At 63.8% G+C, this 16,543-nt stretch carries 17 protein-coding genes; 3 read left to right on the top strand and 14 right to left on the bottom strand.

What is annotated here, in order from left to right; all coding sequences use genetic code 11:
• Positions 1-53: 53 nt before the first annotated feature.
• Positions 54-707, bottom strand: a complete 654-nt coding sequence (locus DK366_RS05330; protein WP_109124489.1) for a glutathione S-transferase family protein — start codon at positions 705-707, stop codon at positions 54-56.
• Positions 708-823: 116 nt separating this feature from the next.
• On the opposite strand from DK366_RS05330, the gene DK366_RS05325 reads away from it, so the two are divergent.
• A complete protein-coding gene (locus DK366_RS05325; RefSeq protein ID WP_109124488.1) occupies positions 824-1,408 on the top strand; it encodes a TetR/AcrR family transcriptional regulator in 585 nt (194 codons plus the stop codon).
• 97 nt (positions 1,409-1,505) lie between these two features.
• On the opposite strand, the gene DK366_RS05320 is transcribed toward DK366_RS05325, so the two are convergent.
• Complete coding sequence (locus tag DK366_RS05320) at positions 1,506-1,763, bottom strand: hypothetical protein (protein ID WP_109124487.1); 258 nt, start codon at positions 1,761-1,763, stop codon at positions 1,506-1,508.
• Positions 1,764-2,019: 256 nt separating this feature from the next.
• On the opposite strand from DK366_RS05320, the gene DK366_RS05315 reads away from it, so the two are divergent.
• The gene (locus tag DK366_RS05315; RefSeq protein ID WP_109124486.1) at positions 2,020-2,703 is read left to right on the top strand and encodes an aspartyl/asparaginyl beta-hydroxylase domain-containing protein; all 684 of its coding nucleotides are present in this window, start codon (positions 2,020-2,022) and stop codon (positions 2,701-2,703) included.
• Here the strand turns inward: DK366_RS05315 and DK366_RS05310 are convergent.
• The 12 genes from DK366_RS05310 to DK366_RS05255 form a co-directional block, all read right to left on the bottom strand.
• Positions 2,644-3,771 carry a mechanosensitive ion channel family protein gene (locus DK366_RS05310; RefSeq protein WP_232820917.1) on the bottom strand — a complete coding sequence of 376 codons (1,128 nt, stop codon included), beginning with the start codon at positions 3,769-3,771 and terminating at the stop codon, positions 2,644-2,646. The two genes, DK366_RS05315 and DK366_RS05310, sit on opposite strands and share 60 nt — an antisense overlap.
• A gap of 53 nt (positions 3,772-3,824) precedes the next feature.
• Positions 3,825-4,019, bottom strand: a complete 195-nt coding sequence (locus tag DK366_RS05305; protein ID WP_109124485.1) for a hypothetical protein — start codon at positions 4,017-4,019, stop codon at positions 3,825-3,827.
• Positions 4,020-4,217: 198 nt separating this feature from the next.
• The gene (locus tag DK366_RS05300) at positions 4,218-4,778 is read right to left on the bottom strand and encodes a DNA starvation/stationary phase protection protein (protein WP_109124484.1); all 561 of its coding nucleotides are present in this window, start codon (positions 4,776-4,778) and stop codon (positions 4,218-4,220) included.
• Between the two features lie 46 nt (positions 4,779-4,824).
• Complete coding sequence (locus DK366_RS05295) at positions 4,825-5,517, bottom strand: YoaK family protein (RefSeq protein ID WP_109124483.1); 693 nt, start codon at positions 5,515-5,517, stop codon at positions 4,825-4,827.
• 42 nt (positions 5,518-5,559) lie between these two features.
• Positions 5,560-6,999: an alginate export family protein gene (locus tag DK366_RS05290; RefSeq protein WP_109124482.1), complete on the bottom strand. Its 1,440-nt coding sequence runs from the start codon at positions 6,997-6,999 to the stop codon at positions 5,560-5,562.
• 47 nt (positions 7,000-7,046) lie between these two features.
• Entirely contained in the window at positions 7,047-7,952 is a 906-nt protein-coding gene (locus DK366_RS05285) for a glyoxalase (protein WP_232820916.1), read from the bottom strand.
• Between the two features lie 20 nt (positions 7,953-7,972).
• On the bottom strand, positions 7,973-8,422 hold the full coding sequence (locus tag DK366_RS05280; protein WP_109124481.1) for a DoxX family protein: 450 nt from the start codon (positions 8,420-8,422) through the stop codon (positions 7,973-7,975).
• Between the two features lie 3 nt (positions 8,423-8,425).
• A complete protein-coding gene (locus DK366_RS05275; RefSeq protein WP_109124480.1) occupies positions 8,426-10,306 on the bottom strand; it encodes an amidohydrolase in 1,881 nt (626 codons plus the stop codon).
• Complete coding sequence (locus DK366_RS05270; protein ID WP_109124479.1) at positions 10,303-10,581, bottom strand: XapX domain-containing protein; 279 nt, start codon at positions 10,579-10,581, stop codon at positions 10,303-10,305. The genes DK366_RS05275 and DK366_RS05270 overlap by 4 nt, the downstream gene beginning before the upstream one ends.
• Before the next feature lie 24 nt (positions 10,582-10,605).
• Entirely contained in the window at positions 10,606-11,259 is a 654-nt protein-coding gene (locus tag DK366_RS05265) for a hydrolase (protein ID WP_109124478.1), read from the bottom strand.
• A gap of 74 nt (positions 11,260-11,333) precedes the next feature.
• Positions 11,334-12,155, bottom strand: a complete 822-nt coding sequence (locus DK366_RS05260; protein ID WP_109124542.1) for an alpha/beta hydrolase — start codon at positions 12,153-12,155, stop codon at positions 11,334-11,336.
• Between the two features lie 445 nt (positions 12,156-12,600).
• Complete coding sequence (locus tag DK366_RS05255) at positions 12,601-13,233, bottom strand: response regulator transcription factor (RefSeq protein WP_109124541.1); 633 nt, start codon at positions 13,231-13,233, stop codon at positions 12,601-12,603.
• Positions 13,234-13,454: 221 nt separating this feature from the next.
• On the opposite strand from DK366_RS05255, the gene DK366_RS05250 reads away from it, so the two are divergent.
• Positions 13,455-16,520 carry a sensor histidine kinase gene (locus DK366_RS05250; protein WP_198651427.1) on the top strand — a complete coding sequence of 1,022 codons (3,066 nt, stop codon included), beginning with the start codon at positions 13,455-13,457 and terminating at the stop codon, positions 16,518-16,520.
• Positions 16,521-16,543 lie beyond the last annotated feature (23 nt).

The following is a 16,543-nucleotide window of genomic DNA, read 5'->3' as shown; positions in this document are numbered from 1 at the left end:
AAGGCACTGGACCCCAGCTTTCGCTGGGGTGACGAGAGTCGACCCTGTGGCACTCATACAGCTACCGCGTCGGACGTAAACGGCGCCGCTCTTTTTGCCGGCCACGGATCTGCCCACGCCGGCAAACCTTCAAGTCCATCCAGCCACCGCACGATGTTGGGATACGTCGCCAACGGCATGTCCGCCTGCCGCCATTCGCAGGCCATCGCCGCCAGCTGGAAATCGGCAATGGTCAGGCGGCTGCACGCCACGAAATCACGGCCTTCCAGCCAGCCATCGAGCACGGCTGCCAATACCTTCAACTCGGGAACGGCCGTCTCCAGCGCACGCGGATCGGGCGCACCAAGACCGAACGTAGCCTTCACCACATACTCAAAGTAGAACGGGCCCACCGCACGCGCCCAGTGATTGTCGTTCCACGACAGCCAGCGCAGCACCTGCACCTGTTCGTCCGGCCGATGCGACGGCCACATGTCGGAACCGGCCTTGTCGCACAGATAGGCCATGATCGCCGACGACTCCCACAACACGAAGTCGCCATCGACCAGCGTAGGTGCCTTGCAGTTCGGATTGAGTGCCGCGTATTCGGCCGTCTTCATGGCGCCTGCCTTGGCATCCATCCAGATGAATTGAGCGTCGATGCCCAGGTGCTTTACCAGTGCCAGCACGCGCCGCGGCGCTTGCGCCTTGATCCAGTAGATCTTCATGCGGTCCTCCGTTGGTGTGTGACCTCACCCTCGGCAACCCAGCTTACGCAGCGCCAAATTATGTTAAAGAACATATTCTCAGCGCTGCTATACCACCCGGCAGGAGGTCACCCGCCATGCCCTATAGCCCTGAACACAAGACCCATACGCGCGCCCGCATCGTGGAGTCGGCGCGACGCCTGTTCAATCGACACGGTTTCCAGCAAGTCACCATCGACCAGGTAATGGCGCATGCCGGACTCACGCGCGGCGCGTTCTATCACCATTTCGACAGCAAGGACGAGCTTTACGCCGCCGCTGTCGGCAGCTTTGCCAGCTGCAATCCGTTCGTGGTGAAAATGTCGGAAGCGGAAAAGCCCATCGACGACCCGCGCCAGCTCGCGCGCATGCTGGTGGACCTCTACCTGAGCGATGAAGTGCTGGATGACGTGGACATGCACTGCCCGCTCTATGCGCTGCCATCGGACGTGGCGCGCGCAGGACTTGAACCCCAGCAAGCCTATACCGATCTGATTCGCGGCATGAGCCACGTGTATCGCTCGGCATTGAAAGGGGTGCGCGATGCGGATCGTCGCGCTGAATCCATGGTGTCGCTGTGCGTGGGCGGCATGGTGCTGGCACGTACCACCAATGATCCAGGCTTGCGTCGCTCGTTGCGCGCATCGGCAAGACACCAGGCGCTCGCCTTGCTCAAGGCATAGCGGACAAAACACCGGCGCGACCATCGCAAGGATGGTCGCGAACGTTTGGCCAGACGATCAACGCGCTGCGCAAATCAGCCGCCGTGCGCCTTCATCCTTACGCCTGTAATTGCACGAGCAATCGCTCCAGCTCGGCGCGCAGCTGCTTGACCTGAGCCTGCGCCTCATCGCGCTCGCGCATGACGTCGCTGTGCACAGCCAGCGATACGACATGCATCGACAGCGTTTTCTTCCTTGCCCGATAGCGACGCGCACGCTCTGCCGCCGTCAATGCATTCGGCTTGCGCGGACGACCGCGCGAACGCTTGAACGTCAAGGGCAAAGCAAGCGTGCCCGGATCTTGTGGGTCAACCATGGCGCATCCTCCTCATTTGCCGCTTATTTTACGTGACGTCACGTAAAATGCAACAAAAATATCGCGAAAAAACAGCCGGAAAGGCCACTTTTTTCGGCTGAATTCGCAAGAAGAGCGTGTCGGCGCGAAGCCGGTCCGCGCGTTCACGGGACAAGGAGATTTTTGTCGCTACCGTGAAACACGTCGGCAGCGGCAGAACCCCGCCGAGCGGCATGGCGGTGAGCAAGCCCACCGAGCAGGAACAAGGAAACCGAAGATGGAGTCGCTCTATGAGCTGTCATCGCGGGCCATTCGCCGCCTGTACGACGCCCGCATCAACACGCCGCCCGTGCTCGATATGGACACCTACTTCCCCGATGGACATCGTTTCCGTGACGCGTGGGAAGTGATCCGGGGCGAGGCACTGGCCATTCTTGAAAGCGAACGCCCCATTCCCCGCTTCCACGAGATCATGCCGACGCAGGCCGAGATATCGGCCACCGACGGACGCGACTGGCGCATGTTCCTGCTCAAGGTTTACGGACAGGACATACGCACCAACCAGATGCCCTGCCCGTTCCTGTCGGAGTTGCTGTCAGCATGCCCCGACGTGATCTCCGCGACGATTTCCTTCCTTGCGCCGCACAAGCACATTCCGCGTCATAGCGGGCCTTTTCGCGGCATTCTTCGCTATCAGTTGAACCTGGAGGCGCCCGTGGCAAGCGACGGCCGACCTGCTGCCGTGCTCTGGCTGGCCGGCGATGAGCACCGCCTGGCGAGTGGCGAACAACTGCTATGGGACGACACGTTTCCACATGAGGTATGGAACCGCAGCGAGCAGACGCGCGTAGCGCTGCTGCTCGATGTGCGCCGCCCTGAGCTGCCGCTGGATCTGCGCCTGTTATCGAACGCCGTGACCAAAGGCGTCGGCATGGTCGTCCGATGGCGCGGGTTTTCCTGACGAGCCGTCACTGCCTGGCGCCATGTCTGCACGCAGCCGTGGCAGCGCCCGCGGATAGTGCGCAGCGATGTATGCGACAAGCCCCTCGCGCACCTTGCAGCGGAGGTCGAAGTTGCGGCCCGAGTCGGCCGAGCTCATCAGCGCGCGCAACTGCACGGCCCTTTCATTGGCGTCAGTCACCTGCAGCACGCACACGCGCCCGTCCCATTCGGCGGCGTCGCGGCACAGCCGCCGCAATTCTTCCCGCAAGGGTTCGATGGGCACGCTGTAATCCATCCAGAGAAACACCGTGCCCATCAGCTGTGCGCTGTTGCGGGTCCAGTTCTGGAACGGGTTTTCCATGAACCAGCCCAACGGCACCACCATGCGGCGCTCGTCCCAGATGCGCACCACGACGTAGGTGCCGGTGATCTCTTCGATGCGCCCCCATTCACCCTGGATGATCACCACGTCATCCAGCCGAATCGGCTGTGTCAACGCAATCTGCAAGCCGGCGATGAGATTGCCGAGCACGGGCTTGGCGGCAATGCCGAGCGCAATGCCAGCCACGCCAGCCGATGCCAGCAGGCTGGTGCCCAGCTGGCGCACGCCGGGAATGGTGAGCAGGATGGCCGACGCACCCAGCAGCAACACCAGCACATCGGCCGTTCGCCTGAGCACCCGCACCTGCGTGATCATGCGACGCGCGGCCAGGTTGTCGGCGACATCGAGCGGATAACGCCGGATCGCCGCCACTTCGAACGCGCCCAGGCAACGCAGGACCAGCCAGGTCACCGCCACCATCAGCGCAACAAGCAGCACGTGCTGCACCAGCACGAACGCCGGCAGGACGTCGGCATCCGGCAGCACACGCAGCGCGACCACCAGCATCAGCAACGGAACCAGCCAATCCATCGGCGCACTGGCGCGCCCCAGCAGACTGGCGACGAACGGGTGTCGCCGGGCAAGGCGCCGACGCGCCGCATACGCCAGCAACCGCAGCAGCAAGGCCAACAGCAGTGCCACCACCACCGTCATGCCCAGGCGGGCCAACGGATCGTGCTGCCATGCCTGGACGAGGCTATCCACCGCCACGGTCCTGAATCACGACGACCGCCCTGGCACGATCCGCCCTGGCACGATCAATGATGAGAACGCGGCTTGGCGGCAATGAAGGGCGCTACCGGGTCGCTCGCGGGAAAGGTTTCTTCCAGCGCCTCGTCATGCAGCGCCTGCGAATGCAGCTGCTCGGCCTCCTTGCGGGAAGCGCGCTTCTCCGCATGTCCGGAGGGACGGTCGCTCGGATGAACGGTATGACGCTTTTCTCGATTCGGCATGATGGTTTCCGCAGAAGTGGGCCTGAGACGGGATAGCCGTCCCGCATCTTCGCGATCGCGCCGTTAGTCACGTGCCTTGCGCATGTGACCGCGCGTGGATCAATGTGAACGCCGCGCATGGGCAGCTCACCGGGAGAAGATGATCCCTGCCCCAAAGAAAGCCCGCGGCCAGCCGACAGCCGCCGCGGGCGGTAACGATCAGGCGCGACGGCTGGTTTCGAACAGGAACCATACGCGGCGCTCGGCCTCGTCGATCCAGTTTTCCAGCAGGCTTGCCGTGGCGACGTCGCCGTATTCGTCGCACAGCTCGTGCGTGGCGCGCATGTAGCCGGCCAGGCGCTGGTTGTCTTCGCGCAGCTCGGCGAGCATGTCGTCCGGCGTCACGAACTCGGCGTCGTTGTCGCTCAGGCGCGCCAGGCGCTTGGCATGGCCCAGTGAACGCAGCGTGGTGCCGCCCAGCTTGCGCACGCGCTCGGCAATGGGGTCTACGGTGGCGTAGATCTCATCCGATTGCTCGTCCAGCAGCAGGTGGTAGTCGCGGAAGTACGGACCGGACATGTGCCAATGGAAGTTCTTGGTCTTCAGGTACAGGGCAATGATGTCGGCCAGCAGTGCATTGAGCTCGGCGGAGATGTCCCGGGTCGCCTTTTCACCCAGGGGCGACGGCGTGCTGAGGGCCGCCTTCTGGCGAGTCTTGACGGCACCCGTGTCGATTTTGGGCTTACTGGTGTCGCTCTTGGCCTTGCTTGTCTTGCTCATGAGGGCTTTCTCCGCGGTTGGCTGTTCGAGTATGGGCAGATAAATGTCATTGGGATGTCACTGCGGGAGCGGCATCGGCGTGGCGAATCAGCGCGGCCAGGGCAAGCACGGGCGGAACGGCGAAGCACCACATGCCACCGAAGGCGTACAGCACTGCGCCGGCCGCGCATCCGATGGCAAAGGCCAGCACGGCGACGGTCATCTTGCCGAGTCGCGCATCGAGCGCCGCTTTCTGGTCCCCGGGCACGCCGCGGATGCGGTCGGCCACGTCGAGCATGATCTGCGTGGTGGTGCCGGTCATCAGTGTGGAGGGCGGCGCGCTGGTCAGGTGCACGCGGTGCAAGGCGTTCTGGATCGCCATGGCGCCGACCAGGGTCATGCCCGTCATGGTGGCGGCGAGGCTGTCACCCTGAGGAAAGGGCCCGTAGCGAATGGCCAGCACCATGGCCACCAGGAACATCGCCAGCTTGATCGCCAGCAGCGAGCGCACCACGGGCTGTCCACGCGCCATCAACTGGTAGCGCAACAGGCGCGCACCGATCACGAACACGCAGAACACCGGCAATGCCAGCAGCTTGGCGATGATCCCCGAGCTGCCATTGACCAGTGCCGCGCCTATGGTCACGAAGTTGCCCGTGACATGCGCGGTGAACAGGCCATGCAGCGCAAGAAAGCCCGCCGTATCGACGTAACCGGCCATCACGCTGAGGATGGTGGGCAGCAAAGGCTTCTCAGCCATGGCGTGGTGTTCTCCCGTTGGCGAATGGATGAATGCGCGGCGTCACCACATGAATTTCCCTTCGACGCCGAGGTAGTCGCCATCGCGCCCGCCCGCCATGCGGATGGCCCGCCCGACGTCGTAGCGGACAGCTTCCACTGCGCCGGTGAAGTTGGCGTTGAAGCTGTAATCGGCACGCAACTGGCCGTAGGCGCCCGTCCAGTGACCACCCTGCCCGGCCGTGCCTGGCAACGGAATGTTCGGTTGCACGTAGATGGCATCCGCCGTGGTTTGCCGCCACTGGAAACCCAGTGCCGCCATCAGCGTAAGGCGCGACACCGGCTTGATGGTGACACTGGGCTTCACGTGGATCAGGTTGGTGTAACCCGTAAAGCCGGCCAGCGTGAAGTAATAGCCGTTGGGGAACAGCGGATTGAACGTGCCCAGCGTGCCGTCACCCGGATGGCGATCGCCCGATGCCGCATCGACCTGCAACCCCAGGCGCGGCGACCACGGCACGGACCAGGTATATCCTCCGCGCGCGCCCGAACCCCAGGCATTGATGTCCTTCGCGCCCACATGGCCACGCTGGGCCATGGCTTCCAGGTCCCAGTCCACGCCCGACTGGTTGCCGGCAAAACGCACGTCATAAACGTCGCGATGTTCTTCGCCGACCGCATCGAGATAGCGCGCGTTGTCGCGACTGTAGAGCGCGTAATACGCCGACAGTTCGTCCTTCCCCCACAGCAGGCGCTCGACGCGCAAGGTATCAAAGCGGAAATGGCGGTTGGACGTATCGTCGAACGGATGCTCGTCGCTGTACTGCACAGGCTGGCTGACAAAACCCATGACGCGCCACTTGGCTCCTTCCCAGTCCACCCAGATCGCATCGAACGATTGCCGCACATTCGGACCGTCACGCAACGACACAAAGCGCTGCAGGTCGAACGCGAAATCCTGGCGCCCCACGCGCGCCTTGAACGTGCCATCGGCAAAGGGGCGCACGTAGGCAAGGAACGCCAGCCGCAGGTCCCAGGGGTTGCGGTCCGCACCGCTGATCGCCTGCTTGTTGACGGTGCGCGCGTCCTCGAATTGCACGAAAGCCTGCCAGTAGGTCGCAAAGCGCAGGTCGGCGTGAATCTGGAACCGCTGCAACAGATAGGTGTTGTTCGCGCTGCCTATGCCAAAACTGGCGGCATCCGACATTTCCGTTCGCTCACGCAAATTCACGCCGAACGAGAGATAGGTCTTCGGATCGCTGTCGCTCAACGACAGATACTTCAACGCATCGCCGCATTGCGTGCGCAACGCGGGATCGGCCAACACCGACCAGTCTTCCTGCCAGCGGTTGCTGCGCAACGCCGGGCGCTCGGCGGCGTCCTGCACGGGCGTGGATTGCGTGGAATCCAGGTTGATCTCCTGCGCCACCACCGGCGATGCAAGCACCGACACCAGCAGCACGCCCGCCACCAGCGAACGCATGGGCACGATGACTGCGCCCATGCGCTTTCCTGAAGGACATCGCGTCCTTCGCGTTCGATTCATGAGGGTCAATGACCGGCAGCGGCGTGAATCTCCGCAACGTAACCGCCCGGGAATTCAACCACCGACGAGGTGCGCCCCTCGCTGACGTACGGATCGACCAGCACGTTCACGCCGTGGGCCTTGGCCTTGGCCAGCGTATCGGCGACGCTGGTCACTTCGTAGCCCGTCAACTCGTGACCGTAGGGGTACGGCAAATGGCCATCCGTCACGAACACGGTCATCTTGCCGAAGGTGGATTCAATGCGGATGCGACGGAACGTGTCGTTCGGACGTCCAATTTCCACGCCGGGCGCCTTCGCCTCGTCCGACACCACCTTGCCGTGCGAGAACGCCAAGAAACTCTTCACCAGCGCATCGGCGCGATCCGGCGAAACGTAAACCCGGTTCTCCGGAATGGTCTGGAGCGCCGCATAGTTCGGTGGCGTGGTGTGCCAGTAGAGCTGCATGTTTACGCCGCCCGGCCACTGGATGACGGCATCGCGGCCGATGGGATCGGGGAACGTCTGCACGATCACGTCCGCACCGGCAGCGCGCGCAGCCTTGATCGCCACATCCATGTCGGTCACCAGGTAGCCGGTGCGCTCAAGGCCAAACGGGTGCGGAATCGGCGTGCGGAAACCGAACAGGGACACCATGCCCACCGGCGTCTGCAGCAGCTGCGTACTGGTACTGCTGGGCGTTGGCGTCACGGTGGCAATGCCCTGCTTGGTGCTCTGGCCGCCGAACGTCGCGAGAAAGCTGTCGACGAAATGATCCACCTCGCCAGGTGCCACATAGACATGCGTGCTGTCGTACTGCGCACCCACAGCCACCATGGGCGTCGTCGACGCCTCCTTGGCGAAAACGGGTGACACCGCACCGATCGCACCCAAACCCAGGGCGACGGCAAGAATCCTGGAATACATGTGCATGGCGAAACTCCCTTGGGTTATCAAGAATGAGAGGAACTGATGGCGGATGTCGCGCGGTCACGCAGGTCATGCCACGCAACCAGCAGGAAACCGCCCGTCAGGCCGAGATGTTCGAAAAATGCGTTCGTCACGCCAAATCGTTCCTGCTGGGGCAGATTCCAGAAACGATTGGCGATGAAGGTTGCAGCCAACGTGAAGAAGGCCAGCAGCAGCGCACCCAGCCAACGCCCTCGTCCCGTAAGAATGGCAAGCGACGCACCGAGCTCCAGCACAATGGTCAGCACGGTGATCGGCATGGCCGGCGACAAACCGAAATGCGCGGTTTCCGCTACCGCAGCGTGGATATCCCACGCCTTCTGCAAGCCGCCCTGCAAGTAGGCGGCGCACAGGCCGAGCAAGGCGACCCAATGCACGACTGGTGTCGCGAAACGTGCAGCCCAGGGTCGCAGTGTCGGTGCCGTGGCGCGCATGGCCTACACCGCCCAGCACGCGCAGCCCAGCGCGCCCCAGAACGACTTCAGGTCGGACACGGGCAATCGACTCGACCAGGCGTTCGCATGATCGTGACCATGTACGCCACAACCATGGCTGCAACCGCAGGCAGCCGCCGTGATCGCCGGCTGCGCATTGCGTTGCTGTGCCCAGGCGCCATAGCCGCCATAGGTGCGCACGGGCGACCATTCCGGCATGGCAGGCGGCACGGTCACATCTTCGAACGTGGCAAACCCGCCGCTGCCGTACACCACCCGGCCGCCGACAATGGTGAGCAGGGACGTGGTATCGGCGATGTCGTCTTCCGGGCAGGCGAAGAAGTCACGGTCAGGCACAATCAGATCGGCGAGTTGCCCCACCTTGATCTGGCCCTTCTTGCCCTCCTCGTTGGAAAACCATGTGACGTGCTCGGTCCACATGCGCAGCGCCTCATGCCGGTCCAGGCAATGGCTGCGCGGATAGAGCCCCATGCCACCGACGGTCTTGCCGGTGATCAGCCACGACAGCGACACCCACGGGTTGTACGACGCCACGCGCGTGGCATCGGTGCCGGCTGACGTGCGCACGCCCTTTTCCAGGATGCGCTTCACCGGCGGAGTCGCCTGTGCCGCGGCAGGGCCATAACGCTCGACGAAGTATTCGCCCTGGTAGGCCATGCGGTGCTGCACGGCGATACCGCCGCCCAGCGCGGCGACACGGTCGATGGAGCGCTCGGAAATGGTTTCCGCGTGATCGAAGAACCAGTTCAAGCCCTGCAGCGGAATCTCGCGATTGACCTTCTCGAACACGTCCAGCGCACGACTGATCGTTTCATCGTAGGTGGCATGCATGCGCCACGGCCAGCGGTTCTGGGCAAGCACGCGTACCACTTCCTCCAGGTCGCCTTCCATCTGCGGCGGCATGTCGGGGCGCGCCTGGCGGAAGTCTTCGAAATCCGCCGCCGAGAACACCAGCATTTCGCCAGCGCCGTTATGACGGAAATAATCGTCGCCCTGCTTGTACGTGGAGGTCTTCGTCCAATTCAGGAAGTCTTCCTTTTCCTGCTTGGGCTTTTGCGTGAAAAGGTTATAGGCGAGGCGGATGGTGAGCTGGTTTTCCGCCGCCAGTTGCTCGATGACGGCGTAGTCGTCGGGATAGTTCTGGAAACCGCCACCCGCATCGATGGCGCCCGTCACACCGAGGCGATTCAATTCACGCATGAAATGACGCGTGGAATTGAGCTGGTACTCGAACGGCAGCTTGGGCCCCTTGGCCAGGGTGGCGTAAAGGATGGAGGCGTTCGGCTTGGCCAGCAGCAGGCCCGTCGGGTTGCCCGCACCGTCACGGATGATCTGACCACCGGGCGGCTCCGGCGTATCTTTGGTGTAGCCCACGGCACGCAATGCCGCGCCGTTGAGGATGGCGCGGTCATACAGGTGCAACAGGAACACGGGCGTGTCCGGCGCAACCGCGTTCAATTCCTCGATGGTCGGCAAGCGCTTTTCCGCAAACTGATGCTCGGTAAAACCGCCCACCACGCGCACCCATTGCGGCGCGGGCGTCACCGCAACCTGTTGCTTCAGCATCGCCATGGCATCGGCCAGCGAGCGCACGCCGTCCCAACGCAGTTCGAGGTTGTAGTTGAGACCACCGCGGATGATGTGCAGATGGTTGTCGATCAGGCCCGGCAGTACACGCTGACCCTTCAGGTCGATGATGCGCGTCCGCGTTCCGGCCAGCGGCATCACTTCCGTGTTGTCACCCACCGCCACGAAACGGCCATCGGCAACGGCGACGGCCTGCGCCTCCGGGCGTCCGCGGTCGAGCGTGGTGATGCGCCCGTTGTGAAGAATCAGCTCAGGCGATTGGGGCGCTTCGGTCATGAGCTCTTCTCCGTTGCCTTGTCCTTGTTGCCGGCGTTCTGGGCCGTCGGCAACTGGCCGCACATGTGTGGCCCGACCTGCTCGTGCAGCCATGCCGTGGCCTGGCCCTGGCGATGCCAGTAGGTTTTCACCAACGGCGGCATCTGCTCACCCACCAGGATGCCCAGCAACCCCACCAGCGCCACCAACGGCGGCGCGGGCGAGCGGACCTGCAACAGGCCATAGATGACACCGACCAGCACGCCGGCGGCAAGCGAGATCACATAGATTTTCATGACCGTGCTCCTGGACTGCGTCCATCAGCCTTCGTGGGCGCTAAACATGGTCTTGGCATAGGTGACGCCCAGGCCGTACGAACCTCCGAAGCGCCTGGCGATGCCCGTGGTGCTTTCGTAGCTCTCGGTACGCGCCCAGTCGCGCTGGAGTTCCAGCAGATACTGCAGCGAAGTCATCGGACGGGCACCGGCCTGCACCATGCGATCCATGGCACGGTTGTGCGCTTCGGCGGAAACGTCGCCGCACGCATCGGCAATCACGTAGACCTCATAGCCCTGCTCCAGCGCCGACAAGGTGGGCCCTACGATGCACACGGACGTCCAAAGGCCGGCAAGCACCAGGCGATCCTTGCCGATCTCGTTCACGCGCCTGATGACCGCGGCGTCTTCCCACGTGTTCATCGACGTGCGGTCGAGCAGTGCCTGCCCGGGAAACGCGTCGGTGATCTCGTTGAACATGGGGCCGGAGAAGCTTTTTTCGGCCACGGTGGTGAGGATGGCCGGCACCTTGAAACTGGCTGCCGCGTTGGAGATGAGCGCCGCGTTGTTGCGCAGCGTGATGGCGTCGATGGAGTGCGTGGCAAACGACATCTGCGACTGGAAGTCGATCAGGATCAGCGCGTGATCTTTCGGAGTCAGCAGTTGCTTGCCCGGGGTTGGCGTCGCGGTGATGGACATGGGGAGAATCTCCAGTAGTGCGGGAAGCGACATGGGCCCAAGGGCCCATGTCGTCGTCGGATCGATCGGCGCGGTTACGAGCGGATGAAATCCAGCAGGTCCTTGTTGACCTGCTCCTGATGCGTGGCGGTGAGGCCGTGCGGCGCGCCCGGGTACACCTTGAGCGTGGCGTGCTTGACGATCTTGGCGGTGAGGCGGCCGGAGTCATCGATCGGCACGATCTGGTCGTCGTCGCCATGGATCACCAGCGTGGGCACCTCGATCTTCTTCAGGTCGTCGGTGTAGTCCACTTCGGAGAACTGCTTGATGCAGTCGTACTGACCCTTCAGGCCGCCCTGCATGCCCTGCATCCAGAACGAGTCGCGCATGCCCTGCGTGGCCTTGGAGTTCGGATGGTTGGCGCCGTAGAACGGGCCCGACAGGTCCTTGAAGAACTGCGAGCGATCGGCCAGCGTCTTGGCGCGGATGTCGTCGAACACCGAGAGCGGCAGGCCGCCCGGGTTCTTCTCGCTCTTCACCATCACCGGCGGCACGGCGCCGATCAGCACGGCCTTGGCCACGCGCGCATTGCCATGACGGCCGATGTAGTGCGCCACTTCACCACCGCCGGTGGAATGACCGACCAGCACGATGTTCTTCAGGTCCAGCTTTTCGATCAGCGCGGCGAGGTCGTCGGCATAGGTGTCCATGTCGTTGCCGTTCCACGGCTGGCCCGAACGGCCATGCCCGCGGCGGTCGTGCGCGATGGTGCGGTAACCGTGCGAGCTCAGGAAAAACATCTGTGCGTCCCATGCATCGGCCGTCAGCGGCCAGCCGTGGGAGAACACGACAGGCTGACCCTGCCCCCAATCCTTGTAGTAGAGCTCGGTGCCGTCTTTCGTGGTGATCGTGCTCATGTCGCTCGTTCCATGGGTGGGATGGGAAGGCGCAGTCGCGCCCAGTGCAGTGGAAGGCATAGAGAGACCGGCGACAGGCAGCGCCAGCGCAGCGGAAGCCATCGCCACGCCGCCCATGAAGGCGCGTCGCGAGGAGTCGATCTCCGAACCGTGGTCTTTCGTGGACATACGGGGCATTCCTCGTGGAATCACCAGGCCTTGCGTGTCGGCAGCCGTCTTTGCTGCGACGTGTGCCACTTGCCCGGTGATGGTGTTGAGAGAGCGATAGGCTGACGGGCATCGCCAGCCGCCCTGTCATTTTTCACAACCGCGTAGCGTTGCCGTATCCCTGTCGTGGCAAATCTTGACTACCCGATCAGGTAGTTGATGCAGCAACAGGGAACGCACTCGCGCGCACATCCGCGGCGACCTGTGTCGCGCGCGTTACATCGTCGAGCGGGATGGATCAGCTGTCGAAGAAACCCCGATTGCGTGCCAGCGTGACGGCGTGCGTGCGGTCGAGCGCACCAAGCTTGATCATGATGTTCTTCAGACGCGCCTTTACCGTGTCTTCGGAGACGCAAAGAATGTCGGCGATGCGCTTGTTGGTATGACCGGTGGCGACAAGACGAAGCACGCTGAGTTCGCGATCGCTGAGCATTTCCGACCAGGCGTGCGTGGCAATGTCGCCGGCAACTTCTGCCGCCATCACGCGACGGCCGCCCAGCACCGAGCGAATGCCGGCAAGAATTTCATCGCGCGTGGCGGTCTTCAGCAGGTACGCATTGGCGCCGAAGGTCAGCGCACGCTTTACCCGCGCATCGCCCGGGTAGGAGGTAAGCACGATGATCCGCGCGTTCGGAAATTCGCCGCCCAGCGTAGAGATGGCCTGCAACCCGTCGACGCCCGGCATCTGCAGGTCGATCAGGGCCACATCGGGGCGCAACTCGCGGTAGCGCACAATGGCCTCGGCGCCATCGGCGGCCTGCCCGACCACTTCCATGTCCGGCGCGCTCTCGATGGCGGCGACAATGCCGTCGCGCATGATCGGGTGGTCGTCCGCGATAAGGACCCGGATGCGTGTCGCATCAACTGTCACGATATGGTCCCTCGACACGTGGCTGGTCACGCTTCCATCGACGAACGGGGATTCGTCCGGGGCGACCATCGAACTATAGCGGGCGACGCACCCGGGCGATCAATGCCCAATCGGGTGATTCTGCGTTCACCTCACGGCACCTATGGCGGCACGTGTGACAGGGATATGCTGCACGCATCGCTCGCCGAATCCGTCGGTGTCGCGTCACCCATGGGATGTTCATGACGATGCTCGGATGGCCGGCTTTCGTCCGACGTGGCGCCCTGTTCCTTGCAGCAGCGCTGTTGATGGCGTGTGCGCTGGCGTTGCATGCCGACGAATCGCCGGGTTTCCGCCGCCGCCTGTGGACCACCGAATCGGGTACGCCCGCGGATATCTGGGCGATGACGCAGGGCAAGGATGGTTATCTGTGGCTCGGCACCGGCAGCGGCCTGTACCGGTTTGACGGCTTCCGCTTCGAACGTTTCCAGCCGGCGCCGGGCGAGGGCTTCCGCTCCAACGACATCACCGCCCTTTCCACCCTGCCCGACGGCACGATGTGGATCGGCTTCTACTATGGCGGCGCCAGCGTGCTGCGCGCGGGGCACCTCAAACACTTTACCGCCGGCACGGATTTTCCCGCCGGCATGGTGCTCGCATTTGCGCAAACCGGCGACGGGGCGACATGGGCGGCCACCGAAGGCGGCCTTGCGCGCTTCGACGGCCACGAGTGGCAGACCGTGGGCGCAAGCTGGGGTTATCCCACGCATCGCGCCGATTGGATCATCGTGGCGCGCGATGGCACGCTGTGGGTGACGACCGGCGAATCGCTGATGTATCTGCGACCGGGCGAACACCATTTCCAGCGCACCGATCAGGCCGTCGCCAAATACGGCATCGTGGCGCAGGCCCCCAACGGCACGCTGTGGCTGTCCGATCATTTGCACGGCACCCGCGCGCTGCCGGGCCTGACATCGACGCATCCCACCAGCACACCCAGCGAGGCACCTGGCGACTCCGATTTTGCCTGGGCGAACCGCCTGCTGTTCGATCGCTACGGGAACCTCTGGGGTACGTGTGTCGACCGCAACGGCATTTATCGCGAGGCGTCGCTCGCACCGCTGGCAACGGGCCGATCATTGCGTGCCCAGGATCTCACCGAGTCGATTGGCCGCGGCAACGGGCTGGTGTCCGAGCGCGTGGTGCCGCTGATCGAAGATGCGGAAGGAACGATCTGGGCCGGCACCAACATGGGGCTGATCAGCTTTCATCGGAATAGCTTCCAGGTGCCCGGGCTGGTGTCGCTGGGTTCCGCCGCCAACTACGCCATGGCGGCCGATGCCACCGGTGCGATGTGGGTCGCCAATCGCGGCGTGCTCTATCGCTTCGATGGGCACAACGACAAGGTGGCGCGCAGCGATCTCCACGATGTCGACGGCATGGCATTCGACCGCAAGGGCGACTTGTGGATGGTCGGCCGCAACCGGCTTTTCGTGCTGCGCGACAATACGCTGGGAACCATCGAGTGGCCTGTCTCACCCGACTTCACGCGCGTCAACGCGTTCGCCATCGATCGTGACGACCAACCCTGGCTGGCGCTGGCGGAGCACGGCCTTTACCAGTTGCGCGAGGGGCAATGGCGGCGCGTTTCACCCCTGGCAGCGCTGGCGGACGACACACCCACCGCGCTTGCCAGCGACGGGCACGGCGCCATGTGGATCGGCTACGCCGACAACCGCCTGTTGCGTCTGGACGAACGTGGTGCGCGCCTGTACACGGCGGCCAACGGCCTGCACGTGGGGACCGTTACCGCCATCGTCATGACCGGCGAAGGCATGCTGATCGGCGGCGAGCAGGGGCTGGCGCGCCTGCGCGACGACCGCATCGCGTCCATGTTCGTGGGCGATGACGATACCTTCAGCGGCATCACCGGCATCGTGCGCACGCCGCGCGGCGATCTGTGGCTCAACACTGGCAAGGGCGTGGTGCGCATCGAAGCCTCCGAAGCGTCGGCCAGTTTCGAGCAGGCTGACCATCGTCCCGCCTACCGCCTTTTCGACTTCCGCGACGGCCTGCCCGGCATCGCCAAGCAAGGCACCATGCTGCCGACGACTGCCGTCGACGGCATGGACCGCTTCTGGTTCCTGACCAACCAGGGCCCGGCATGGATCGACCCCGGCAAGCCATTCAACAACCCGCTGCCACCGCCGGTGGCGATCACGTCGATCATCGCCAACGGCCGCCGATATGCAGCAGATGGCCAGGTGCGGTTGCCCAAAGGCACCACCAACCTGCAGGTGCAATACAGCGCAGCCAGCCTCGCCATTCCCGACCGCGTGCGCTTTCGTTACCGCCTCCAGGGCGTGGACAAGACCTGGCAGGACGCAGGCAATCGACGCGATGCCTTCTATTCCAATCTTGACCCCGGAACCTATCGCTTCCAGGTGATCGCCGCGAACGACGATGGCGTGTGGAATATGCAGGGTGCCGACATGCACCTGACCATTGCGCCGTGGTTCTACCAGTCGCACTGGTTCTACGCGCTGTGCGTGGTCGTGCTGGTGACGCTGGTGGCCATGTTCTTCTTCTGGCGCACCCGCCTGGCCGCCGACCGCGTGCACCTGCAATTGATGGAGCGCATGAACGAGCGCGAGCGCATTGCCCGCGAAATACACGACACCTTGCTGCAAGGTGTGCAGGGACTGCTGCTTCGCCTTCAGGCGTTGATGGCCCGCCCCCCGCGCGACCAGGTGCACAGCGATGCACTGAATGCAGCCATCGAACAGGCGCGGCAGATGGTGATTGAAGGACGGGGCAAGATCATCGCGCTGCGCGGCGAGGCCATCCAGCACAACGAACCGGTGCAATCGATACTCGCCGTCGGCGAAGACCTGGCCTCACTCTACCCAGCTGTTACCTTCCGGCTCACGTCCGACGGCGAACCGCGCGCCCTGTTGCCCAGTGCGCGCGACGAGATTATCGACATCGTGCGCGAGGCCATACGCAACGCCTTCATCCATGCCGAGGCCAAGCACGTGAGCGTGCACGTGGATCACGAACCACGCTGGTTGCGCGTACACATTGCGGACGACGGCAGCGGCATGGACGAGTCCACCGTGCGCCTGGCGGCCGATGCCGGGCATTGGGGCATCGTGGGCATGCGCGAACGCGCCGAACGGCTGGGCGCGAAGCTGAGCCTGCGCCGCGTGCATCCCCATGGCACCGAATGGGTGCTCAGCGTTCCCTGCCGGGCAGCTTACCGGTCCCGCAGGGAACAGGCCCGGGCGGATCGCTCCGTCACGCCGTGAGCGAATCTCGCTGCACGGCGTGA

It is taken from the genome of Dyella sp. C11, from assembly GCF_003121485.1.
Taxonomy (GTDB): Bacteria; Pseudomonadota; Gammaproteobacteria; order Xanthomonadales; family Rhodanobacteraceae; genus Dyella.
The sequence above is the reverse complement of the archived record's forward strand: the minus strand, read 5'-3'. Positions and strand labels throughout refer to the sequence as shown.

Bases quoted from the DNA above. Each gene is read 5' to 3' on its own strand.
- DK366_RS05330 (WP_109124489.1), bottom strand. From the start codon at position 707: ATGAAGATCTACTGGATCAAGGCGCAAGCGCCGCGGCGCGTGCTGGCA.
- DK366_RS05325 (WP_109124488.1), top strand. From the start codon at position 824: ATGCCCTATAGCCCTGAACACAAGACCCATACGCGCGCCCGCATCGTG.
- DK366_RS05320 (WP_109124487.1), bottom strand. From the start codon at position 1,763: ATGGTTGACCCACAAGATCCGGGCACGCTTGCTTTGCCCTTGACGTTC.
- DK366_RS05315 (WP_109124486.1), top strand. From the start codon at position 2,020: ATGGAGTCGCTCTATGAGCTGTCATCGCGGGCCATTCGCCGCCTGTAC.
- DK366_RS05305 (WP_109124485.1), bottom strand. From the start codon at position 4,019: ATGCCGAATCGAGAAAAGCGTCATACCGTTCATCCGAGCGACCGTCCC.
- DK366_RS05300 (WP_109124484.1), bottom strand. From the start codon at position 4,778: ATGAGCAAGACAAGCAAGGCCAAGAGCGACACCAGTAAGCCCAAAATC.
- DK366_RS05295 (WP_109124483.1), bottom strand. From the start codon at position 5,517: ATGGCTGAGAAGCCTTTGCTGCCCACCATCCTCAGCGTGATGGCCGGT.
- DK366_RS05290 (WP_109124482.1), bottom strand. From the start codon at position 6,999: ATGGGCGCAGTCATCGTGCCCATGCGTTCGCTGGTGGCGGGCGTGCTG.
- DK366_RS05285 (WP_232820916.1), bottom strand. From the start codon at position 7,952: ATGCACATGTATTCCAGGATTCTTGCCGTCGCCCTGGGTTTGGGTGCG.
- DK366_RS05280 (WP_109124481.1), bottom strand. From the start codon at position 8,422: ATGCGCGCCACGGCACCGACACTGCGACCCTGGGCTGCACGTTTCGCG.
- DK366_RS05275 (WP_109124480.1), bottom strand. From the start codon at position 10,306: ATGACCGAAGCGCCCCAATCGCCTGAGCTGATTCTTCACAACGGGCGC.
- DK366_RS05270 (WP_109124479.1), bottom strand. From the start codon at position 10,581: ATGAAAATCTATGTGATCTCGCTTGCCGCCGGCGTGCTGGTCGGTGTC.
- DK366_RS05265 (WP_109124478.1), bottom strand. From the start codon at position 11,259: ATGTCCATCACCGCGACGCCAACCCCGGGCAAGCAACTGCTGACTCCG.
- DK366_RS05260 (WP_109124542.1), bottom strand. From the start codon at position 12,155: ATGAGCACGATCACCACGAAAGACGGCACCGAGCTCTACTACAAGGAT.
- DK366_RS05250 (WP_198651427.1), top strand. From the start codon at position 13,455: ATGACGATGCTCGGATGGCCGGCTTTCGTCCGACGTGGCGCCCTGTTC.